General features: G+C 39.2%; 20 protein-coding genes and 4 tRNA genes. 13 read left to right on the top strand and 11 right to left on the bottom strand.

The window, feature by feature from the left end; genetic code table 11:
* Positions 1-80 precede the first annotated feature (80 nt).
* The 10 genes from nadA to F4V57_RS06125 all read left to right on the top strand — a co-directional run bounded on the left by nadA (position 81) and on the right by F4V57_RS06125 (position 5,632).
* Positions 81-1,145 (top strand): quinolinate synthase NadA, encoded by a 1,065-nt coding sequence (nadA, locus tag F4V57_RS06170; protein ID WP_070069750.1) that lies wholly within the window; start codon positions 81-83, stop codon positions 1,143-1,145.
* Between the two features lie 134 nt (positions 1,146-1,279).
* Positions 1,280-1,356: transfer RNA gene (locus tag F4V57_RS06165), tRNA-Pro, on the top strand.
* Positions 1,357-1,412: 56 nt separating this feature from the next.
* A tRNA-Arg gene (locus tag F4V57_RS06160) sits at positions 1,413-1,489 on the top strand.
* Between the two features lie 32 nt (positions 1,490-1,521).
* Positions 1,522-1,597 (top strand) — tRNA-His (locus F4V57_RS06155).
* A 16-nt stretch (positions 1,598-1,613) separates the two neighbouring features.
* Positions 1,614-1,690 (top strand) — tRNA-Pro (locus tag F4V57_RS06150).
* A 603-nt stretch (positions 1,691-2,293) separates the two neighbouring features.
* Positions 2,294-2,488 (top strand): cytochrome oxidase putative small subunit CydP, encoded by a 195-nt coding sequence (cydP, locus tag F4V57_RS06145; RefSeq protein WP_070069037.1) that lies wholly within the window; start codon positions 2,294-2,296, stop codon positions 2,486-2,488.
* Positions 2,485-4,068 carry a cytochrome ubiquinol oxidase subunit I gene (locus F4V57_RS06140; RefSeq protein WP_070069036.1) on the top strand — a complete coding sequence of 528 codons (1,584 nt, stop codon included), beginning with the start codon at positions 2,485-2,487 and terminating at the stop codon, positions 4,066-4,068. The genes cydP and F4V57_RS06140 overlap by 4 nt, the downstream gene beginning before the upstream one ends.
* The gene (gene cydB, locus F4V57_RS06135; RefSeq protein WP_070069035.1) at positions 4,065-5,210 is read left to right on the top strand and encodes a cytochrome d ubiquinol oxidase subunit II; all 1,146 of its coding nucleotides are present in this window, start codon (positions 4,065-4,067) and stop codon (positions 5,208-5,210) included. The genes F4V57_RS06140 and cydB overlap by 4 nt, the downstream gene beginning before the upstream one ends.
* Before the next feature lie 20 nt (positions 5,211-5,230).
* Positions 5,231-5,332 carry a cytochrome bd-I oxidase subunit CydX gene (cydX, locus tag F4V57_RS06130; RefSeq protein ID WP_070069034.1) on the top strand — a complete coding sequence of 34 codons (102 nt, stop codon included), beginning with the start codon at positions 5,231-5,233 and terminating at the stop codon, positions 5,330-5,332.
* A gap of 3 nt (positions 5,333-5,335) precedes the next feature.
* Positions 5,336-5,632, top strand: coding sequence for a cyd operon YbgE family protein (locus F4V57_RS06125; protein WP_070069033.1), 297 nt, complete (start codon positions 5,336-5,338; stop codon positions 5,630-5,632).
* Between the two features lie 44 nt (positions 5,633-5,676).
* On the opposite strand, the gene F4V57_RS06120 is transcribed toward F4V57_RS06125, so the two are convergent.
* The 9 genes from F4V57_RS06120 to F4V57_RS06080 form a co-directional block, all read right to left on the bottom strand.
* Positions 5,677-6,303 carry a LysE family translocator gene (locus F4V57_RS06120; RefSeq protein ID WP_070069032.1) on the bottom strand — a complete coding sequence of 209 codons (627 nt, stop codon included), beginning with the start codon at positions 6,301-6,303 and terminating at the stop codon, positions 5,677-5,679.
* A gap of 68 nt (positions 6,304-6,371) precedes the next feature.
* Entirely contained in the window at positions 6,372-7,187 is an 816-nt protein-coding gene (locus F4V57_RS06115; protein ID WP_070069031.1) for an AraC family transcriptional regulator, read from the bottom strand.
* Positions 7,188-7,191: 4 nt separating this feature from the next.
* Positions 7,192-8,592, bottom strand: coding sequence for an efflux transporter outer membrane subunit (locus tag F4V57_RS06110; protein WP_070069030.1), 1,401 nt, complete (start codon positions 8,590-8,592; stop codon positions 7,192-7,194).
* 45 nt (positions 8,593-8,637) lie between these two features.
* A complete protein-coding gene (locus tag F4V57_RS06105) occupies positions 8,638-10,626 on the bottom strand; it encodes a MacB family efflux pump subunit (RefSeq protein ID WP_070069029.1) in 1,989 nt (662 codons plus the stop codon).
* A gap of 2 nt (positions 10,627-10,628) precedes the next feature.
* Entirely contained in the window at positions 10,629-11,966 is a 1,338-nt protein-coding gene (locus tag F4V57_RS06100) for a MacA family efflux pump subunit (protein ID WP_070069028.1), read from the bottom strand.
* Between the two features lie 93 nt (positions 11,967-12,059).
* Positions 12,060-13,055: a DNA polymerase III subunit delta gene (gene holA, locus F4V57_RS06095; protein WP_070069027.1), complete on the bottom strand. Its 996-nt coding sequence runs from the start codon at positions 13,053-13,055 to the stop codon at positions 12,060-12,062.
* A 12-nt stretch (positions 13,056-13,067) separates the two neighbouring features.
* On the bottom strand, positions 13,068-13,589 hold the full coding sequence (locus F4V57_RS06090; protein WP_070069041.1) for an LPS-assembly lipoprotein LptE: 522 nt from the start codon (positions 13,587-13,589) through the stop codon (positions 13,068-13,070).
* Positions 13,590-13,670: 81 nt separating this feature from the next.
* The gene (gene leuS, locus F4V57_RS06085; RefSeq protein ID WP_070069026.1) at positions 13,671-16,292 is read right to left on the bottom strand and encodes a leucine--tRNA ligase; all 2,622 of its coding nucleotides are present in this window, start codon (positions 16,290-16,292) and stop codon (positions 13,671-13,673) included.
* Between the two features lie 109 nt (positions 16,293-16,401).
* A complete protein-coding gene (locus F4V57_RS06080) occupies positions 16,402-16,821 on the bottom strand; it encodes a DUF4124 domain-containing protein (protein WP_227515660.1) in 420 nt (139 codons plus the stop codon).
* Positions 16,822-17,302: 481 nt separating this feature from the next.
* Here F4V57_RS06080 and F4V57_RS06075 point away from each other — a divergent pair, with 481 nt between their 5' ends.
* Genes F4V57_RS06075 through ilvC form a run of 3 tightly spaced genes read left to right on the top strand, consistent with a single transcriptional unit; the run spans position 17,303 to position 20,573 of the window.
* Positions 17,303-19,027 carry an acetolactate synthase 3 large subunit gene (locus F4V57_RS06075; RefSeq protein WP_070069024.1) on the top strand — a complete coding sequence of 575 codons (1,725 nt, stop codon included), beginning with the start codon at positions 17,303-17,305 and terminating at the stop codon, positions 19,025-19,027.
* Positions 19,027-19,518 carry an acetolactate synthase small subunit gene (ilvN, locus tag F4V57_RS06070; RefSeq protein WP_070069023.1) on the top strand — a complete coding sequence of 164 codons (492 nt, stop codon included), beginning with the start codon at positions 19,027-19,029 and terminating at the stop codon, positions 19,516-19,518. Before F4V57_RS06075 ends, ilvN begins: the two co-directional genes overlap by 1 nt.
* 38 nt (positions 19,519-19,556) lie before the next feature.
* A complete protein-coding gene (ilvC, locus tag F4V57_RS06065; protein ID WP_070069022.1) occupies positions 19,557-20,573 on the top strand; it encodes a ketol-acid reductoisomerase in 1,017 nt (338 codons plus the stop codon).
* An 87-nt stretch (positions 20,574-20,660) separates the two neighbouring features.
* Here ilvC and msrA read toward each other — a convergent pair whose 3' ends face one another.
* Together msrA and F4V57_RS06055 are read right to left on the bottom strand one after the other, a co-directional pair.
* Entirely contained in the window at positions 20,661-21,182 is a 522-nt protein-coding gene (gene msrA, locus F4V57_RS06060) for a peptide-methionine (S)-S-oxide reductase MsrA (protein WP_070069021.1), read from the bottom strand.
* Between the two features lie 24 nt (positions 21,183-21,206).
* Entirely contained in the window at positions 21,207-21,656 is a 450-nt protein-coding gene (locus tag F4V57_RS06055) for an META domain-containing protein (protein ID WP_070069020.1), read from the bottom strand.
* Positions 21,657-21,676 lie beyond the last annotated feature (20 nt).

The raw sequence follows: 21,676 nt of genomic DNA, 5'->3' as shown, positions 1-21,676 counted from the left end.
ATTAAATTCGCCAAAGTTTTTGGGTAGAAGTCTATAGCAAAGCAAAGTTTTTGCTTGCCAACAAAAGGATTGTAGCAGTAATGAATGATTCCACTTTAATTGCCAATGATGCACAGCAAATAGTGCAACACCATTTGGATCAGTTAGGGCAACCATCGGAACATATTCTATCGACTGAAGAAAAACAGCAAAAATTTGAGCAAATTGCTACAGAATTAAAAAAGCAAAATGCTGTTCTTGTTGCGCATTATTATTGTCATCCTGATATTCAGGAGCTTGCTGAATGGACGGGGGGCTGTATTTCAGATTCTCTGGAAATGGCGAGATATGGACGTGATCATGAGGCAAGCACTTTGGTTGTTGCGGGTGTGAAATTTATGGGAGAAACAGCAAAAATTTTATCTCCTGAAAAAACCATCCTGATGCCAACACTAGAAGCAACTTGTTCACTGGATCTGGGATGCCCTGTAGATGAATTTACAACTTTTTGTGATGCACATCCAGATCATACGGTAGTTGTTTACGCCAATACTTCTGCTGCGGTAAAAGCTCGGGCAGATTGGGTTGTGACGTCAAGTTGTGCCGTAGAGATTATTGAACATTTAGATAGTTTGGGAGAAAAAATTATCTGGGCGCCAGATCAGCATCTGGGGGGCTATATCAAAAAGAAAACAGGCGCTGATATGCTGTTATGGCAAGGCTCATGTATTGTCCATGAAGAATTCAGAGCGCGTGGCATTGCCAGAATGAAAGCTTTATATCCTGATGCTGCGGTATTAGTGCATCCTGAATCACCTGAATCCGTAGTTGCAATTGCAGATGCAGTGGGTAGCACCAGCCAATTGATCAAAGCTGCACAAACATTGCCGCACAAACAAATGATTGTTGCAACAGATCGTGGTATTTTTTATAAAATGCAACAAGCGGCGCCAGATAAGGAACTGATTGAAGCACCTACAGCAGGTGAAGGTGCAAGCTGCCGTTCATGTGCACATTGTCCTTGGATGGCAATGAATGAGCTGGATGCAATTTTACATGTTTTACAATATCGTGATCAGGAAATATTTGTAGAAGAAAAATTACGGCAACGGGCTAAAGTTCCACTTGATCGCATGTTAAATTTTACTTCTCAATTAAAAAGATAAACTATTGTTGTTAAAATAAACATTTAGATAAAAAAACTTGGTTTTTTTGAATCTAAGTATTGACGTGGTGCGGTGCTACCCCTAGAATGCACACCGTACCGCACATGGTGCGATACAAAAAACGCTGAGAAAATCGGAGCATAGCACAGCCTGGTAGTGCACCTGGTTTGGGACCAGGGGGTCGTAGGTTCGAATCCTACTGCTCCGACCACTTAAAGAATTTTAAGAGGCGGCAACGTATCGCATGATAGTTTTATCATCAAGTATGCGCTTGTAGCTCAGTTGGATAGAGCATCCGCCTTCTAAGCGGATGGTCACAGGTTCGAATCCTGTCAGGCGCGCCATTTGGTCGCTTGCGGTATTTAACCACATTATGGTGGATGTAGCTCAGTTGGTAGAGCCCCGGATTGTGATTCCGGTTGTCGTGGGTTCGAGCCCCATCATTCACCCCAATCTCTTTATGAGAATCGGAGCATAGCACAGCCTGGTAGTGCACCTGGTTTGGGACCAGGGGGTCGTAGGTTCGAATCCTACTGCTCCGACCATTTAGCTAGTCTTAGCTAAATAAATAATCCGCTGACATAGCGGTTTTTTTATATCTAAAATTTCGGTAAATGATTTTTCTTCTTGTTTCCAAAGAATGTAATAAGTTGTGATGGCTTTGTTAAAAGGGTTTTAATAAATTGCCTTAATATTTATCTCAATGAATGAAAATATAATAACTAAAATTTGTAATGGTTAAAGTAATAACTAAAAAATCCTAGTCTTTGGGATAAAAAATACAGCAATGGGTGATTTTTGTCTTATTTTTTTATTAAATTAAGATGTATTTGATGTTTAGATTACCGCTGTCATTGTGCTCTTGAGTGAACTAAATTTTTTTTAAAAATCCATAAAATTTGTATGGTTTTATTGTTTATTACGATTAAAATAAATTATGTCATTGGATTTTGTCCATTATCTAAAATTTTTATAAGTATATATTTTATATAAATAAGTATAAATTTCAAATAAATGCTGTATTTTTTCCTAAATTTTATCAGAAACCCAAACAAAATAATCAGGAAACTTGGCATGTTTTATGAGTATGGCTTTTTGTATCATTTTTGAAATAATAAAAAAACCTACTTTTTTAATGGTTTTTCATCATGAAAGACTGGCTAGATTTTAGTAATAAAAAATTGGTTAAAGAGATTGCCGTGATTTTGGTAATCAAAGTGATTTGTTTAATGGGTATTAAGGCAATCTGGTTCAATTCTCCCACGATCCCTAAAGGTATCGATCATCAGGTTGCAGAACATATAGCAGGTTTGCCATCTGCTTCACAGGAGTCATCTCGATGATCTCAGAAACAGTCGTTGATTTGTCGCGGTTCCAGTTTGCAATGACTGCGATGTATCACTTTTTATTTGTCCCTCTTACTTTAGGTTTAGCTTTTATTCTTGCCATTATGGAAACGACTTATGTGGTTTCAGGTAAGGAAATTTATAAGGATATGACCAAATTCTGGGGTAAGTTATTCGGGATTAACTTTGCTTTAGGTGTAACTACAGGGTTAACCATGGAGTTCCAGTTTGGTACAAACTGGGCATATTATTCTCATTATGTTGGGGATATTTTTGGCGCACCACTTGCGATCGAAGGATTGATGGCATTCTTTTTAGAGTCAACTTTTATTGGTTTATTCTTTTTTGGTTGGGATCGGTTGTCCAAAGCACAGCATTTAGCGGTTACTTGGCTGGTTGCAATTGGTTCTAATTTATCTGCATTGTGGATTTTGATTGCGAATGGTTGGATGCAAAACCCAGTTGGTGCTGCATTCAATTATGAAACTATGCGTATGGAATTGGTAGATTTTGGGGCATTGCTATTCAATCCGGTTGCTCAGGTTAAATTTGTACATACTGTATCAGCAGGTTATGTTACCGGTGCAATATTTGTTCTGGCGATTTCAAGTTATTATTTATTAAAAAAACGAGATTTACCCTTTGCTCGTCGTTCTTTTGCGATTGCTGCAATTTTTGGTCTAGCATCTACATTATCTGTGATTTTACTGGGTGATGAATCTGGTTATGAGCTTGGTGATGTACAAAAAACCAAACTGGCTGCAATTGAAGCGGAATGGCATACTGAGCCTGCACCGGCAAGCTTTACGTTGTTTGGTTTTCCAAATCAGGAAGAGCAACGTACGGATTATGCAATTAAAATTCCTTACGTAATGGGCATTATTGCAACACGTTCTACTGATAAGCAAGTGACAGGTCTGATTGATCTGATGAAAGAGCACGAAACCCGTATTCGTAATGGTATGGTTGCTTATAGTCAATTAGAAAAACTTCGTGCTGGTGATCGTTCTCCTGAGCTTTTAGCTGCCTTTAAGGAAAGTCAAAAAGATTTGGGTTATGGTCTGTTATTGAAAAAATATACTGAAAATGTAACAAATGCGACTGATGAGCAAATTAAAGCTGCAGTTAAAGATTCTATTCCTGGTGTTGCCAGCTTATTTTGGTCATTCCGTGCAATGGTTGCATCCGGATTCTTGATGTTATTGTTATTTGTTCTTGCGGCTTGGGCTGTTGCAAAACGTAATGCAGAACAAAAACCGTGGTTATTGAAATTTGCTTTATTTGCATTGCCATTACCATGGATTGCAGCTCAGACAGGATGGTATGTTGCAGAGCATGGTCGTCAGCCCTGGACGATTGGTGAAGTGTTACCAACACATCTATCTGCTTCCAGTTTAAGCTCTGGTGATTTATGGGGTTCTATTTTTGCGTTAGTAACGTTTTATACTGTTCTATTGATTATTGAAATGTATTTGATGATCAAATTTGCTCGACTTGGCCCGAGTTCGTTACATACAGGGCGTTATCATTTTGAAAAAAATGAAACTCAAGAGGGTGTTCGGGAGGCTCAGTCATGATCGAATATGAAATACTAAAAATCATCTGGTGGGTTCTGGTTGGTGTATTACTCATTGGTTTTGCCTTGACAGATGGTTTTGATATGGGATCAATGGCTGTAATGCCATTTGTTGGCAAGACTGATAATGAACGTCGTGCAGCGATTAATACTATTGCACCTCACTGGGATGGTAATCAGGTTTGGTTTATTACTGCAGGTGGTGCTTTATTTGCAGCATGGCCAATGGTATATGCAGTTGCATTTTCTGGAATGTATTGGGCTTTGTTGTTGGTATTATTTGCCTTGTTTCTAAGACCAGTAGGTTTTGACTATCGATCTAAACTGGAAAATACGCAATGGCGTACTGCATGGGATTGGGCACTTTGTGTTGGTGGTGCTGTTCCGGCATTGGTATTTGGTGTGGCATTTGGTAATTTATTCCAAGGTGTACCATTTGAACTGGATAACACCATGCGTTCAACTTATACAGGTAGTTTTTTCGCTTTACTCAATCCATTTGCTCTACTGACAGGGATAGTGAGTCTAAGTATGCTCTGTGCCCATGGTAGTTCGTGGTTAATGTTACGTACAGATGGCGCTTTGCATGAACGTTCACGTAAATCAACTTTAATCTGTGGTGCAGTATTTTTAGTGACATTTATTCTTGCCGGTGTCTGGCTATATCTAGGCAATATTGAAGGATATAGTTATGCGCAGGCAGTTGATACAGGTGCAGCCTTAAATCCATTAGCAAAAGATGTGGTGGCCAATGGCAATCATGGCTGGTTTAATAACTACAGTCGTTATCCAATTACCATTCTGGCACCAATTGTGGGTATATTAGGTGGTTTAATTGTAGTGGCTGCTGCAAAAGCCAATAAATCAGGTTTAAGTTTTTTGGGTACAAGCTTGGGTATTGTGGGTGCTATTTTAACTGCTGGATTTGCATTGGCACCATTTGTATTACCATCTAGTTTAAATCCTGTATCAAGTTTAACGATGTGGGATGCAGTTTCCAGTAAGAATACTATGACAGTCATGACTGTAGTTGCTTGTATTTTTGTCCCAATTATTTTGTTATATACCTCTTGGGGTTATTACAAAATGTGGGGGAAAATTACCAGTAAACATATTGAAGCAAACTCGCATAGTTTGTACTAACTTTGGTACGGAGAATAGATATGTGGTATTTCGCTTGGATTTTAGGTGTGTTGATGGCTTGTTTTTCTGGTGTGATTGCTGCACTTTATATGGAAAATCATCAGGATTTAGATGAGGAATAAGTGATGACTGAGGTGGTAATGAACGTAAAAAATTCCATGCGTCAGAAAATCGTGATGGCAATTTCATTTTTATTGGCATTGCCACTTGCAGCAATCTTACTGGTTTATCCAAATTTAATGTTAGATGTAAACGGACATTACAGCCATAATGCCATGATGCTGGTCATGTTAGGTATTTCTGGCGGTTTTATATATGGTGTAGGCTTTGTTCCACAATTTTGGTTGTGGAAATGGTTGTTTAGTCCATTCGTTGCCTGGCCATTGATGTTGTATGGTTACTATTTATGGTTATTTAACTGAAACAGTTGATCCATGATAACGGTGCTGTGATGCACCGTTATTTTTTAAAACATCACTAGATTTGCAGTAATAATTATAGCAAAGCCAATAAAAACAATTGCAGTAATGATTTGAATGGGCTTTAGCCAATGTTGAAAAATATGTTGAAAATAACGTTGGGTAAATAAATAGGCTAAGAAAAAATCCCATAAAAATACGATACCCGTCATCCAGATGATATAAAACAGTTTGATATAGAGAGTAATTTGTTGTCCAAGTAAACTGATTAATGAGGCATAAAATAATGCATTTTTAGGATTAAGCAGGCTGATAGCCAGACCTTCAAAAAAAACTTGTACAATTGATGCCGATTCAGTTAAGTTCTTTTGCTGATTTATAGATAGAGTATTAGTATTTTTTAGCGTGCGGAGCATCTGAGCAGCAAGATACAGCAGATATGTTACGCCCATAATTTGAATACAATCTAATATCCAAACATACTGTTCTAATAAGCTTAATCCAAAAAATACCAATACTAAGTAGCATAAATGTCCAGTCGCAATTCCAATACACAAAATAAAAGCCAAATACTGTTTTTGAGTTGTTGCTACTTTTAAAATTAAAAAGAAATCGGGACCGGGAGATAACAGTGCCAAAAAATGTGCAGTTGCAATCAGGATAAAAGTTAGCATAAATATAATTCATTAAAAAAATGCATCATGCAAACAAATAGGAACTTTGTATTGAAAAAAATTGCAGCTTAATGTGCTAAAGCATTTTGATATTGTTGTGGTGTAATCCCTACAAAAGATTTAAATGTTCGTTGAAAATGGCTTTGATCAGCAAAACCGAGTTGATAGGTAATATCTGTTAATCTTAACTGTTGTTGCAGCAATTCTCGAGCACGATTAATGCGTAGATTTAATTGAAAATGATGAGGGGTAAAACCTGTATATGCTTTAAATAAGCGAATAATCTGAAAGCTGCTTAATTGTGTCATTTGCATTAAATCTTCCAGACTTAACAATCCTTCATGTTGTGCAATTTCATGATAACAATGGGTGAGTAAGAATGGTTCATGATTAAGTTGAGGCTTTTCCAAAGTGAGTTCAGGTTCACTATTAAAAATTTGTTCCAGTAATTGATATAACGTAATCTGTTTAATAAATATATCCTGTGTTGAAAATAACAGGATATTGAATTGACAAAAGGCGGTGTACAACTGTGGATGGTCAAGGATAATAACTTGCTGAAGACCATGTTTCTTTGTAGTGACGATTTCTTGGTGTACTTGATTCAACCAGTCTAAGTCCAAATGCAGCATTTGATAACTCCATGCCTGATTTGGGCGTGGATTACAGGAATGTTGCTGATGTGCGGGAATTAAAATGATTTGACCCGCTTTAAGATGATGCTGGCCAAATGTTTGTGCCTGAAAAATACTTTGTCCTTTGTCGATGACTCCAATCGAAAAACTTGGATGACTATGTGATTTATAGCAAACACGACTGTCGCAAGCACGGCGAGATTCAATAATATAAGGTAATTGCGAATCTCGCCAGAACATTGTACTCATTTAATTACGGTAGGCTCTGTAGTGGAGATCCACCCAAAGCCTGCATCAATGTGACATAGGCATTATATTGATTGTATCGCATTTGAGTAAGTGACACTTGTGCATCACGAACAGATTCCTGAGCATCTAGTACATTCTTTAAGGCCACTGCACCATTACGATATTGTACTTCATATAAGTAAGCGCTTCTTTCTGCCAGTTGCAGTGTTTTTTGTTGGTTTTGGACTTGATTGGTAAGTTCAGTTCGATTAGAAAGTGCATTTTCTACATCTGCAAATGCCTGATATAGCGTTTTGCGATAACTGATAATACTACTTTCATACTCTAGTTCACTGATTTGTAGATCGCGCTTCATATCGTTATATTGCAAAAATGGTAAACTTAAACTTGCACCGAGAACCAGTGCCGGATTTTTAAGCAAATCAGTAAGTGATGTACTACTTGACCCTAAGGAACCAGTCAAGCTAATGGATGGATAATAACTGGCTTTTGTGGCATCTTTTGTGGCTAAAGCCTTACGTAAACGTAATTCCGCAGCACGTAAATCTGGACGCCGTGACAATACTTCGGCAGGAATCCCCGCATAAATTGCAGGTAATCGAATTTGTGGTAATGTTTTTGGTTCGCTGATATTAAGCTGCTGTAAAGGTTCATGTAATAACACAGCAAGTGCAGTGCGTGCTTCGACAACTTGTTGGCGCAATTGGCTTAAAGTAGCCAGTTGGCTTTGTACGGATTGTTGCGCTTGTGCTAATTCAAGCCCAGAAACGGCACCAGCTTTATATTGAACTTGTACCAGTTGCAATAATTTTTGGCTGGTTGCCAGACTAGTTTGCGCTGAACTTAATCGTTCATTCAAATAGCCAATTTGCCAGTACAGTTGACAAGTGGTTGCAATCAGACTTTGGGCGGTGGCTTGTAAATCCTGCTCTGTTGCCAAGGCCTCCCAACGTGCTGCTTCTGTTTGGCTAGATAATTTACCAAATAAATCCAGTTCATAACTGACATTACCACTGAGAGATAAACCATTGGCACTATCTTCGCCAGAACCCAGATTAATGGTATGTCCAGTAGACACGCTAGAGCCTACACGTAAACCTTGCTGATTTTCGGTCAATTTTGCCTGTAAACGTGCTTGTTTGAGGGCAATACCTGCTACGGCAAGATCGGCATTTTTGCTAATAACCTGATCAACTAGACGGTTTAATTCAGTATCATTGAATAATGTCCACCATTGATCTGAAAACTGATTAACTGAGGTTCCCTGAGTGGATTTTGCATATTCAAATTGTGTAGGTGTCTGGACTGCGGGTGCGTGATAAGGAGTTTTTACCAGTGCAGTGCAACCGACCAAAGCACTTGATATGAGCAAGCTCAGACTAATTTTGTAATAATGATTTGGCATGATTAATCCTAATTTATATTTGTTGATTTTGATCATCAAAATAAGTTACTCACGAGACAGTGCGGCAACTGGATCAAGTTGTGCAGCATTTTTGGCAGGAAGATAGCCAAATAATACGCCAATCAAACTTGAACAAACGAATGCTGCAATCATGGAAGTGGTTGAATAAGCCATCTGGAATGAACTACCGGCAAATTTAGTAATGACTTGGCCAATACCCAAAGAAAGGAGTACACCTAAAATACCCCCTAAAATACAGACCAAAACTGCTTCTATCAAGAACTGTTGCAAAATATCACTTTGCCTTGCACCTACAGCCATTCGGACGCCAATTTCCTGTGTACGTTCGGTAACAGAGACAAGCATGATATTCATGACACCAATTCCGCCAACTACCAGTGAAATAACAGCAATCGCAGATACCAGTAACGTCATTGTCTGTGTCGTTTGTTCAATGGTTTCACGAATGGTATCAGCATTTTGGGTAAATACATCTGATGTGCCGTGACGTAATTCTAATAAACTTAAAATCGCATTTTCTGCGGTAGCAGTAGAATATTGATCTTTAATTCGGACAATGACACTTTTTACATTGGCTTGTCCAAGGAAGCGGCTCATTACCGTAGAGTATGGTAAGTAGACATTCAAGCTGTCTGAGTTACCAAAGGTACTTTTTTCCTTATTTAAAATACCAATGATGCGGCAAGGGACACTACCAAGTAAAATGACTTGACCAATCGGATCATTACCATCTGAGAAAAAAGTATCCTTGGTATTTTGATCAATAATAACATCTTGACTGAGTTGAGTAATGCTGCTGCTGTCAAAGGATTGACCACTTGCAAAACTTAAACCCTTAACATCAAAATATTGGTCACCCACACCATTTACTGTAGCCGATGCTTCGGTATCTTTAAATCGTGCAGTGACACTATCGCTTACTGTTGGGCTGATTGCCTGTACATAAGGCTGTTCAGATAGGGCAATAGCATCACTAGGTACCAACGTTTTACTGGCTGCTGTTCTAGAGTTATCTCCAAATCCACGCCCTTGATAAACGGTAATGGTATTGGTACCCAAGCTGCTGATATTGGATAAAATTTGTTTTTGTGAACCATTACCGAGTGCAACGACTGAAACTACGGATGCAATCCCGATAATGATACCCAACATGGTCAAAAAAGTACGCATCCGGTGAGCATTCATTGACAACAAGGCCATGCGGAAAGCTTCACTTAGTCGATCAAGAAAAGAACGTAAAGCGGACGTCTGCTTTTTTGGGGTTTTGACCAAGGTTTGTTTGTCCTGTACAGAATTTGTGTCATCTGTATATTCAGGAGTATTGGGTTGATCTGAAATAATGTTGCCATCACTAATTTCAATGATACGTGTGGCATTTTTAGCCACGTTAATGTCATGCGTTACGATAATGACAGTATGACCTTTGGCATTGAGTTCACGTAAGATACGCATAACCTCAACACCACTATTTTTATCCAGTGCACCAGTGGGTTCGTCGGCAAGAATGACATCTCCACCATTCATTAATGCACGTGCAATTGATACGCGCTGTTGTTGCCCACCGGATAATTGGCTAGGACGGTGATGCAGGCGTTCTGCCAAACCAAGTTCTGTTAATAATTCGGCTGAACGCTGGTGACGCTGATTACTTTCAACACCTGCATAAACAGCAGGAACTTCAACATTACCCGCAGCAGTTAAATCACCAAGTAGATGATAACGCTGAAAGATAAAACCAAAATATTCACGACGTAGCTGTGCTAGTTGATCAGGTTCAAGTTTTCCTGTTTCCTGACCACTCACCTTATAACTACCTGAACTCGGTTTGTCCAGACAGCCCAGAATATTCATTAATGTGGATTTACCTGAACCGGATTGACCAATAATGGCTACCAGTTCTCCGGGATAAATTTCCAGATTAATGCCTTTTAGAATTTGAACCGTACCTTCACCAGCAGGGAATTCACGGGTCAGATTTTTCACCTCAAGTAGAGGTTGTTGAGTTTGACTCATGATTACATCCCCATTGGCGGTGGACCTGAGTTATTTTTTCTGGTACTACGTTTTGAAGAATCATTGGATGTATCTGAGCCGTCAGCGACAATAACTTTGTCACCTTTTTTCAAGCCTTTTAGTACTTGTGCATTTACTCGGTTATTAATGCCAACCAAAATTTGTTGTGGTCGTGCCGTACCATCAGCCTGAAGTACACGCACCATTGCTAAACTGGCTTGACCTGATTTAATTTGTGCCTGTTCCTGTTCTGTAAGCTCTAGCCGACCTAATGGCGAGCGAGCAGAATTTGAACCTGTCCGAGCCTGGGCAGCAGGAGCACTGGCAGAGTTCACCTGAGTTGAGGATGTTGAATTATTATGTGTTGAAATTGCGGTTGCCGGAATGATTAAAGCATTCTTTGCATCCTGTAAAATAATGGTGACATTGGCAGTCATGTCAATACGTAGTTTTCCATCAGCATTTGGTACGTCAAATAATGCATTATAATAAATGGCTGTACTGCTATCAGATGAGTCATCGTCATCTGTAATTGAATCTGGTGCAGGCTCAACCTGACGTAAAGAAGCATAATGTTTGGTATTACTGTCACCTAAAGTAGTAAAGTAAACAGTTTGACCTTTTTCAACTTTCATTACGTCTGCTTCAGAGATTTCAGCCTTAATAGTCATGGTATCGAGTTTGGCTAGTTTGACAATCGTTGGTGTACTTTGATTGGCGTTAACGGTCTGACCTTCTTCAGTCACAATTGCAACCACTGTACCATCCATTGGTGCCACGATATGTGTGTAACCCACATTGGTTGTTGCTGTATCACGTGTAACTTTGGCAGATTGAATTTGTGCATCAATTGCTTTGATCTGAGCTTGGGCGGTTTGATAATTGGCCAATGCACTTTCGTAGTCTGCACGAGATGTGGCGTCTTGTGCATACATTTGTTTTTGTCGCTGATATTCCTGTTGCACTTGATTAAGATTGGCAATTTGTTGTAAACGTTGTGCTTCTAGATTGGTGATACTGGCTTCAGCAGTTTTTAGTGAGTTTTCTTGTGTTGTTGAATCAATTTGCGCAATAGGATCACCTTTTTTAACCTCTTGTCCCAGTTCTACATACATTTTCTTTACCTGACCGGAAACTTGAGCACCAACACTAATAATTTTGGTTGCATCCAGTGTTCCTGTTGCTAGAACAGTATTTTGAAGATCGCCCTGAGTAACCTCAGCAGTAATATAATCAGGAGCGGTTTGTTTAGGTTTCAAATATGACCATGCGCCAAAGGCAATTAAGATCAGGACAATAATTCCCACAACAATTTTGATAATTTTGGATCGTGATAGCATAACCGATTCAATTGCATGTTTATAAAATTGCTTGACAGTATAAAATTGAATTACGAATAAAGCATGTGTTTTTTAAATGGAAATAAGCATTGTTTATGCATATTGTAGTGGAATTGTAGCGCCACAAAGACTGTAGATAAGTTGTAAAAAAAGATCCTCAACTTTTTGATTACCAATCCCCTTGATTGCGCAATCTGTACGTAGCATCAGTGTAGGCCATTGTAGTAGTAGTTGGGGTGTTAAACGCCTTAGTGCTTGTTGATAAACAGGAATTTTATTTTTCCAGATACCGATTTGCAGGGCATTTTGTGGCTGCTCAAATAATTGTAGAAGTAAACGCATTTCTTTTTGTAACACCCAAAAAATAAGTGTAGGTGCTTCACCTGATTGTAAAAGGAAATTCAAAATTTTATGTGCAAGCATAAAATCGCCTTTTAGACAGGCATCACCTAGATCGAAAGTGCTATAGCGAGATTGGTCTTGTAAGGCAAGCTGTAAATCTTTGCTAGTGATATGCTGAGAATCTGCACAGCTATCCGCAACATTTAACAAACTATTGCGGGCGGCAAGCAAATTATTCTCATGGTGGTAAAGCAGCCACTGCCATGCATCATCATCAAGCCGGATTTCGATTTTATCCGCTTCTTGCATGAGAATGCGCTGCTGCTCCTGACGACCATAGGCATTTAGACTTACCAATATGCCATTGGCTTCAATGCTTTGAAAAAAGGCTGATTTTAAACTCTGACTTTCTTGTTTAGGGAAAACAACAACCAGTAAATTGCCTTGCGGGTTTTGAATAAAACTTTTGAGTTGCTTTAATCCTTGTGCATCAGGTTTTAGATTGCCATGAACTTCAATGGCAAGCTGGCTTGAAAATAAAGATAAACTATTGAGTGCTGAAAATATTTGTTTCCAGTCCTGAGCACTTTGTAAGTCAAAACGCTGTCGTTCGATATTTTTGCTTTGCCAATCCTGCCGTAAAATTTGGAGTAAATTTTGTTCCAAAAGTGGTTCAGCCCCATGTAATAACCAGACGCCCTGAGCATCGGGCACACGTTTTAACGCCTGTGTATAATCTAATTTCATGAGGATTAAAACTTACTGAGCTTGATCAATAACAGCTTCAGGTAATCGATTTGCATGCAGTTGTCGAGCAATTTGCTGGGAAATATCTGTTTGCATAACTTGAATCAGATAATCCTGTTCCTGATTATCGACATTGACACTTGCACGATCATATTGATAAGAACGTTGTGCAACAACAGTACGAGGAGCAGTAAGCTGGCGCCCTTGATGGTCTTCAATCGAGAATGTCACACTTAAATGCAAACGTACTTCAGTCAATGTACCACTGAATAGTTGGCGTTTTAGCTGATAATTATTAATACGTAAAACAGTTTGGGCATCTGATTGATCAATCTTGCCACCAATATCTGTCAATGCGATTTCAAGTGGTTTTTTTAAGCTGCTGGCTTGCTCCGGAAGTTCGAGTTTAATAGATTGATAAGCCTGTGGTAGAGCGGCTGTTTGTGTACCACGTAAATGAAAACCACAACCAACAAGGCTTGCACCTAAGCCAAGGGTTAAAACAACTGCTGCAACACGATGGGTTAAGTGCATATTTTTCCAAACCTCACTTGATGGCATATTTACCTTGCCTCTCCATGTAGGAGAGGGTTGTTATTGATCAATCTATGAATGTTAAACCACTAAATTTACCAGTTTATTGGGTACGACAATTTCTTTTTTGGTTGGACCTGTTAAGAATTGTTGTACTTCAGGTAATGCTTTAGCTTGTAGCAATAAATCCTCTTTGGAAATATCGACAGGCACTTCGAGTTTACCACGCAATTTACCATTGACTTGTACCACAATCGTTTGGGTATTACGAGTCAATGCAGATTGATCTACTTGTGGTAAGATTGTTTGAGTCAAATCAATTGTAAACTGTGTTAATAACGTTTGACTTAAATGTGGTGCAAAAGGGGAAAGCAATGTGAGTAATGTGATGATAGCTTCACGAGCAACCGCAGCATCTTGATCAGATTGTACATCGAATTTGCCAATTGCATTGAGTAATTCCATTTGCGCGGCAATTGCAGTATTAAATGCATGACGGCGTTCGATATCATCAGCAACTTTGGCAATGGTTTCATGCACCTTACGACGTAAATCTTGTGCATCTTTAGATAAATTCGTTGTATCAATTTCTACATTTGAATGATCTTTTTCAAGGAAGCTTGTAGTCAAACGCCAGACACGCTTCAAGAAACGATTTGCGCCTTCAACTCCGGCATCTGACCATTCCAGTGATTGATCAGGTGGTGCAGCAAACATCATAAATACACGAGCAGTGTCTGCACCGTATTGATCAATAATGGCTTGTGGATCGACACCATTATTTTTCGATTTTGACATTTTTTCCTGACCGCCAATGATCACTGTTTGTCCATCAGCCTTATATTTGGCAGAAAGATTACGACCTTTTTCATCACGTTCAAGTTCAACATCGGCAGGGTTAAACCATGTTTTTTTGCCAGAAGCATCTTCACGATAGAATGTGTCTGCCAACACCATACCTTGTGTTAAAAGATTGGCAAAAGGTTCATTACCTTGCACTACACCTTCATCACGCATCAATTTATGAAAGAAACGGGCATATAATAAATGTAAAATCGCATGCTCAACACCACCAATATATTGATTGACTGGTAACCATGTCTGTGCTGCTTCTGGTTTGACCATTCCGTCAGTAAAATCAGGAGAAGCATAACGAGCATAATACCAAGATGATTCTACAAAAGTATCCAGTGTATCTGTTTCACGGCGAGCATCACCACCACAACAAGGGCACTTGGTCTCGTAGAATTCCGGCATTTTATTCAGTGGATTACCTGAACCATCTGGAACAACATCCGTTGGTAGAACTACGGGTAATTGCTCTTCTGGAACAGTGACTTGACCACATTTTTCACAGTTGATCATTGGGATTGGACAACCCCAATAACGCTGACGAGAAACACCCCAGTCACGTAAACGGAATTGTACTTTTTTATTTGCAAGTTGTTGTGGTGCAAGTTTTTCAGTAAATGCATTGAAGGCTTGTTGGAAAGTTAAGCCGTCAAATTCGCCTGAATTGACTAATTGACCTTCTTTGCTACCGTACCAGTCTTGCCAAGTTGTGATATCAAAATCAGCATCACTTTCGCCTTTGGCATCAATTACTTGTTTGATGTTTAAACCAAATTTGTTAGCAAACTCAAAGTCACGTTCATCGTGTGCAGGAACTGCCATGACTGCACCTGAACCATAAGACATCAACACATAGTTTGCAATCCAGACAGGTACTTGTTCGCCAGTAACAGGGTGTTTAACAAATAAACCTGTGGCAATACCTTTTTTCTCGGCAGTCGCAAGGTCTGCTTCGGCAACAGAACCATGACGGCATTCTTCAATAAAATCGTTTAATGCAGGATTTAATTCAGCTGCTTTTTTTGCCATTGGATGTTCAGCGGCAATCGCAACATAAGTTACACCCATTAGGGTATCTGGACGAGTGGTATAAACCATCAAACCATCAGCATAAATATTAGTATCGACTGAAGGGAAGGTAATTTCCATGCCTTCAGAACGACCAATCCAGTTACGTTGCATGGTCAAGACTTGTTGAGGCCAACCATCTTTTAAGGTGTCTAAATCATCTAATAATTCTTGTGCATAATCGGTGATGCGGAAGTAATACATAGGAATATCACGTTTTTCGACCAATGCACCTGAACGCCAGCCACGACCATTTTCGACTTGTTCATTTGCCAATACAGTTTGATCGACAGGATCCCAGTTTACGGTAGAGAGTTTGCGATAAATTAAGCCTTTTTTATAAAGCTGAACAAACAGCCATTGTTCCCAGTGATAATATTCTGGTGTACAGGTAGCAAATTCTCGATCCCAATCAATGGCTAAACCTAATTTTTTTAATTGGTTGCGCATATAGTCAATGTTTTCAAAAGTCCATTTTGCTGGTGCAACTTTGTGGGCAATCGCTGCATTTTCCGCAGGAAGACCAAATGCATCCCATCCCATTGGCTGTAAAACACTTTCACCTTTTAAACGGTGAAAACGGCTGATTACATCACCAATAGTATAATTACGCACATGACCCATATGCAGTTTGCCACTTGGGTAAGGAAACATCGAGAGGATATAACGATGTTTACCTTCAACAGTATCTGCAACTTTAAATATTTTACGATTTTCCCAGTCTTGTTGGACTTGAGGCTCAATCGCACTGGCTTGATATTCAGGATCAATGTGAGTAGTCATAACGCAATAAAATTAATATCAAAAATTTTGTTGCACAGCATAGCGCAAAATCAGACAAAATGTGCAGCCATTCGGCTAAAAGCCATGCATATTTTTCAAAAAACAGAACTTATAGTACAGCACGTCCCTGTTGAGGGATCGCAGGCTGAGTCTGGTTAGTATCAGATGATTGTGGTGGTAATGGAATTTTTTCATTATTGGTTTGAGGCTGGGTTGAATGTTGTGACTGCTCAGATGGGTTATTGCTGGATTCTGTTTTTTGTGGGTTTTGTTGTGTGGTATTGGTCGCAGTTGCTGGTTTTGCACTCGAGGTGACGCTATCATTATACGTCATGATTTTGCCCAGTTTTTGGGCATTTTTAGGTGGTGGGGTTGTGGTGTAGTGCGTTGAACCTTTTGCATCAATCCATTTATAAAAATTCTGAGCATGGAGGGTATGACTTGCCAGTATGGTCATACTGATTAGGCATAAGGTTTTAACTGAATAAAGTATGTGATGTGTCGTTGATTTTATTGGTGTGATTGTCATAAAGTTTTCCTTAGAATTTAAAAATATCTTTTTTGCCAGTTTAACCAAAAAAACCGCTTTATGCTTGATTTTAACAGCATGAAATTGAGTGATGTGTTATGGTGGTTGCGGTGGTTTTTTCATGTCAGTGATTTAGATTGCAGGATTGCGATAAAAACAATGATTTTCTCTTGACTTTCGTTGCAATAGCATCAAAAATGCTCGCTTTAGTTTTTATGTGTTGATTCGATCACCCTTCGAATTAAAAACATAATTGCAACAAACATCCAGCTCTATACGAGTGGATGATATGCAGATCGTGTATCCATCCAGACATGATCTATTTGTTGATGTGGCTTAACTTTACTACATCACCAATCTGTTTGTTGCGGTAAGCTTGTTAAATTTCGGACTGCTGTCATCAGCATGTCAAAACTGTTTATGAATATGATGTAATGACTCTTACAAGAGTGTTATGTCCAGAAAGTCTAGGGTGAATACGTTGGAACTTCTATCTGGTGGAGAAATGCTCGTTCGTGCATTAGCGGACGAAGGTGTAGAACACGTTTTTGGTTATCCAGGCGGCGCAGTATTACATATCTACGATGCGCTTTTTCAACAAAATAAGATTGATCACTATCTTGTGCGCCATGAGCAGGCTGCCGGACATATGGCAGATGCTTATTCCCGCGTCACAGGTAAAACAGGCGTTGTGCTGGTTACATCAGGTCCGGGTGCGACCAATACTGTTACCCCAATTGCAACTGCATATATGGATTCCATTCCGATGGTTATTTTGTCGGGGCAGGTTGCTTCTCACTTAATTGGTGAAGATGCTTTTCAGGAAACTGACATGGTCGGTGTATCCCGTCCAATTGTAAAACACAGTTTTCAGGTGCGTCACGCAAGTGAAATTCCAGCAATTATCAAAAAAGCTTTTTATATTGCGGCAAGTGGTCGTCCGGGGCCAGTTGTGGTGGATATTCCTAAAGATGCAACTAACCCAGCGGAAAAGTTTGCTTATGAATATCCTGAAAAAGTTAAAATGCGTTCTTACCAACCGCCATTTCGTGGTCATTCAGGTCAAATTCGTAAAGCAATTGATGAGTTATTAACTGCAAAACGTCCGATCATTTATGCTGGTGGTGGTGTTGTACAAGGTAATGCATCTGAATTATTGACAGAACTTGCTCATATTCTGGGTTTCCCTGTTACCAATACTTTAATGGGATTGGGTGGTTTCCCGGGTGATGATCCGCAATTTGTCGGTATGCTTGGTATGCATGGCTGCTATGAGGCTAATCTGGCCATGCACAATGCAGATGTAATTTTTGCAGTAGGTGCGCGTTTTGATGACCGTGTAACCAATAATCCGGCAAAATTCTGTCCAAATGCCCGTGTGATTCATATTGATATTGATCCGGCAACAATTTCTAAAACAATTTCAGCACATATTCCGATTGTAGGTGCTGTTGAACCTGTACTTCAGGAAATGTTGGCTCAATTGAAACAGTTGAATATTTCTAAACCAAATACTGATTCGATTGCTGCATGGTGGCAACAAATTAATGATTGGCGTCAGATTCATGGCTTGCGTTATGACGTACCAACCGATGGTTCAATGAAACCTCAACAAGTGGTTGAGGCTTTGTATAAAGTAACTAATGGTGATGCCATTATTACTTCTGATGTTGGCCAACACCAGATGTTTGCTGCACTATATTATAAATATAAGGCACCTCGCCAATGGATTAATTCTGGCGGCTTGGGAACTATGGGAGTCGGCTTACCATACGCAATGGCCGCAAAACTGGCAAAACCTGAGCAACAGGTAGTTTGTATTACCGGTGAAGCATCTATTCAAATGTGTATTCAGGAATTGTCTACCTGTAAACAGTATGGTCTGAATGTCAAAATCCTATGCTTGAATAACCGTGCTTTGGGTATGGTAAAACAATGGCAGGATATGAATTACGAAGGTCGCCATTCAAGCTCATATATTGAATCACTTCCAGATTTTCCAAAATTAATGGAAGCTTATGGTCATGTCGGAATTACTATTGAGCATGCTGATGAGCTGGAAGAAAAATTACAGGAAGCCATGAACGTTAATGATAAATGTGTATTTATCAATGTGATGGTCGATCGCTCTGAGCATGTTTATCCAATGCAGGTAGCAGGTCAATCCATGAAGGATATGTGGTTGCACAAAGGAGAGCGTACCTGATGAGACATATTATTTCTGTACTCGTTGAGAATGAATCCGGTGCATTATCCCGTCTGGTCGGTTTATTTAGTCAGCGTGGCTACAATATTGAAACCTTAAATGTAGCACCAACTGAAGATGCAACTTTATCTCGTTTGACGTTAACCACTTATGGTGATGAACATAAAATTGAGCAGATCACCAAGCAGCTGAATAAACTGATTGAAGTGGTTAAAGTGGTTGATTTATCCGAAGGTGCTCATATCGAGCGTGAACTTATGCTGATGAAAGTCAAAGCATTAGGTGCAGCTCGTGCAGAGATCAAGCGTACGGCAGATATTTTCCGTGCACAGATTGTGGATGTCACAGCCAATACTTATACCATTCAGATTGTTGGTACAACTGATAAACTGGATGGATTCATTGAAGCATTATCTGAAAATACCATTTTGGAAGTGGTTCGTTCAGGTGTTTCAGGTATTGCACGTGGTGAAAAAGTTTTAAGTCTCTAATTCATAGAGCAAAGCAAGAATTTTAGCGGAGAACACAAATGCAAATTTTTTACGATAAAGACTGTGACTTATCGATTATCCAAAGCAAGAAAGTTGCCATCATTGGTTATGGTTCACAAGGGCACGCGCATGCACAAAACCTCAAAGATTCTGGTGTAGACGTAACTGTTGGTTTACGTAAAGATTCTGGTTCATGGAAAAAAGCAGAAGGTGCTGGTCTTAAAGTGGCTGAAGTGGCTGATGCAGTAAAACAAGCTGATCTAGTCATGATCTTGACTCCGGACGAATTCCAGTCACAACTTTATCGTGATGTGATTGAGCCAAATATCAAAGAAGGCGGTACGCTGGCATTTGCTCATGGTTTCTCTATTCTTTATAACCAAGTTGTTCCTCGTAAAGATTTAGATGTGATTATGGTTGCACCAAAAGCACCTGGTCATACAGTTCGTTCTGAATTCCAGCGTGGTTCTGGTATTCCGGATTTAATCGCAATTCATCAAGATGCTTCTGGTAATGCACGTAATGTTGCATTGTCTTATGCTTCTGGTGTAGGTGGTGGCCGTACAGGAATCATCGAAACTTCTTTCCGTGAAGAAACTGAAACTGACTTATTTGGTGAGCAAGCAGTACTTTGTGGTGGTGTGGTTGAACTGGTTAAAACTGGCTTTGAAACTTTGGTTGAAGCGGGTTATGCACCAGAAATGGCTTACTTTGAATGTTTCCACGAATTAAAATTAATCGTTGATTTAATGTTTGAAGGCGGTATTGCAGACATGAACTATTCAGTATCTAACAATGCTGAATATGGTGAGTATGTGACTGGCCCTGAAGTAATCAATGCACAATCTCGTGAAGCAATGCGTAATGCACTTAAACGTATTCAATCTGGTGAATATGCAAAAATGTTTATTCAGGAAGGTGCATTAAATTACCCATCAATGACTGCTCGTCGCCGTCAAAATGCTGCACATCAAATTGAAATCACTGGTGAAAAACTTCGTGCCATGATGCCTTCAATCAAAGCAAACAAAATCATTGATAAAGAGAAAAACTAATTTTTTCTTTTGATTAAAAAAACCTGCCAAATGCTGGCAGGTTTTTTTATGGATGAAATAAAAAAAATTAATATTTATTTGGCTGCACTATTTTGTAAATAATTCAGGAAATTTTTGCTGTAGTTTTTCCAGTTTGGGTGGAATAGCAAAATTACAATATCCTTGTGATGGGTTACGCTGATAAAAATTTTGATGATATTCTTCTGCACTATAAAATACTGGTACGGCAGCCAGTTCGGTAACAACATTTATACCTTGTTGTTTTAGATCAAGAATTTTTGTGTGTGTAGCTACCTTTTGAGCATCATTCAGATAAAAAATAACTGAGCGGTATTGTGTTCCAGTATCGTTACCTTGGCGATTGAGCGTTGTTGGATCGTGCGTTGCAAAAAATACATCTAGTAGCTGAGTAAAACTAATTTGAGTTTCATCAAACTCGATTTTAATGACTTCGGCATGGCCAGTTTCACCAGAACAAACTTGCTCATAGTTCGGATTTTTAAATTGTCCGCCAGCATAACCACTTTCGACATGTTGTACACCTTTAACATGCTGAAATACCGATTCGGTACACCAAAAACAGCCACCACCAAAAATTGCTTGTTGCATCTTAAGATTCCTTTAAATTTCTATTTATCGTGGTTGAATTGGACTGACCAGTTTAAGTACGACATTACCTTGTGCATCAAGCAAATTTAGTTCCTGATGATTGACTTGATATTGTTTAACTTGGGTTAACGCCTGTTGATAAGCGATATCAATTTGATGGTTATCCAAACATGCCATACGTGTTGAGGCAACTTGTCCAATATTCAGATTTTTTTGATCGGCTTGATAAGCTCCCATAATTCGATTACAGCCATCAAAACCACTAAGACGTTGATGATCAGCACTAAATTGTAGGGTAGCTGGTGTTTTTTCGGCATTATAACGAATGGGTTGTGAACCAATTTGTGCCAGAATCCAGTTTTTATTTTGTAAAATTTGTAGATTATTTTGTCCCGATATTGACTGTGTTGTTGTACATGCCCCAAGAATTAACATTGACCCAAAACTTGCAGCAAACAACATCATTTTTTTCATCGTTATGTCCTCTGTTTATT

The organism is Acinetobacter qingfengensis (assembly GCF_008693185.1).
GTDB lineage: Bacteria > Pseudomonadota > Gammaproteobacteria > Pseudomonadales > Moraxellaceae > Acinetobacter > Acinetobacter qingfengensis.
This window is presented reverse-complemented; position numbering and strand designations above follow the sequence as displayed.

Excerpts from the sequence above, each read along its gene's own strand:
- cydB (WP_070069035.1), top strand. The coding sequence starts at position 4,065 with ATGATCGAATATGAAATACTAAAAATCATCTGGTGGGTTCTGGTTGGT.
- cydX (WP_070069034.1), top strand. The coding sequence starts at position 5,231 with ATGTGGTATTTCGCTTGGATTTTAGGTGTGTTGATGGCTTGTTTTTCT.
- F4V57_RS06125 (WP_070069033.1), top strand. The coding sequence starts at position 5,336 with ATGACTGAGGTGGTAATGAACGTAAAAAATTCCATGCGTCAGAAAATC.
- msrA (WP_070069021.1), bottom strand. The coding sequence starts at position 21,182 with ATGCAACAAGCAATTTTTGGTGGTGGCTGTTTTTGGTGTACCGAATCG.
- F4V57_RS06055 (WP_070069020.1), bottom strand. The coding sequence starts at position 21,656 with ATGAAAAAAATGATGTTGTTTGCTGCAAGTTTTGGGTCAATGTTAATT.
- F4V57_RS06120 (WP_070069032.1), bottom strand. The coding sequence starts at position 6,303 with ATGCTAACTTTTATCCTGATTGCAACTGCACATTTTTTGGCACTGTTA.
- F4V57_RS06100 (WP_070069028.1), bottom strand. The coding sequence starts at position 11,966 with ATGCTATCACGATCCAAAATTATCAAAATTGTTGTGGGAATTATTGTC.
- ilvN (WP_070069023.1), top strand. The coding sequence starts at position 19,027 with ATGAGACATATTATTTCTGTACTCGTTGAGAATGAATCCGGTGCATTA.
- ilvC (WP_070069022.1), top strand. The coding sequence starts at position 19,557 with ATGCAAATTTTTTACGATAAAGACTGTGACTTATCGATTATCCAAAGC.
- nadA (WP_070069750.1), top strand. The coding sequence starts at position 81 with ATGAATGATTCCACTTTAATTGCCAATGATGCACAGCAAATAGTGCAA.
- F4V57_RS06140 (WP_070069036.1), top strand. The coding sequence starts at position 2,485 with ATGATCTCAGAAACAGTCGTTGATTTGTCGCGGTTCCAGTTTGCAATG.
- leuS (WP_070069026.1), bottom strand. The coding sequence starts at position 16,292 with ATGACTACTCACATTGATCCTGAATATCAAGCCAGTGCGATTGAGCCT.
- F4V57_RS06090 (WP_070069041.1), bottom strand. The coding sequence starts at position 13,589 with ATGCACTTAACCCATCGTGTTGCAGCAGTTGTTTTAACCCTTGGCTTA.
- cydP (WP_070069037.1), top strand. The coding sequence starts at position 2,294 with ATGAAAGACTGGCTAGATTTTAGTAATAAAAAATTGGTTAAAGAGATT.
- holA (WP_070069027.1), bottom strand. The coding sequence starts at position 13,055 with ATGAAATTAGATTATACACAGGCGTTAAAACGTGTGCCCGATGCTCAG.
- F4V57_RS06115 (WP_070069031.1), bottom strand. The coding sequence starts at position 7,187 with ATGAGTACAATGTTCTGGCGAGATTCGCAATTACCTTATATTATTGAA.
- F4V57_RS06105 (WP_070069029.1), bottom strand. The coding sequence starts at position 10,626 with ATGAGTCAAACTCAACAACCTCTACTTGAGGTGAAAAATCTGACCCGT.
- F4V57_RS06110 (WP_070069030.1), bottom strand. The coding sequence starts at position 8,592 with ATGCCAAATCATTATTACAAAATTAGTCTGAGCTTGCTCATATCAAGT.
- F4V57_RS06080 (WP_227515660.1), bottom strand. The coding sequence starts at position 16,821 with ATGACAATCACACCAATAAAATCAACGACACATCACATACTTTATTCA.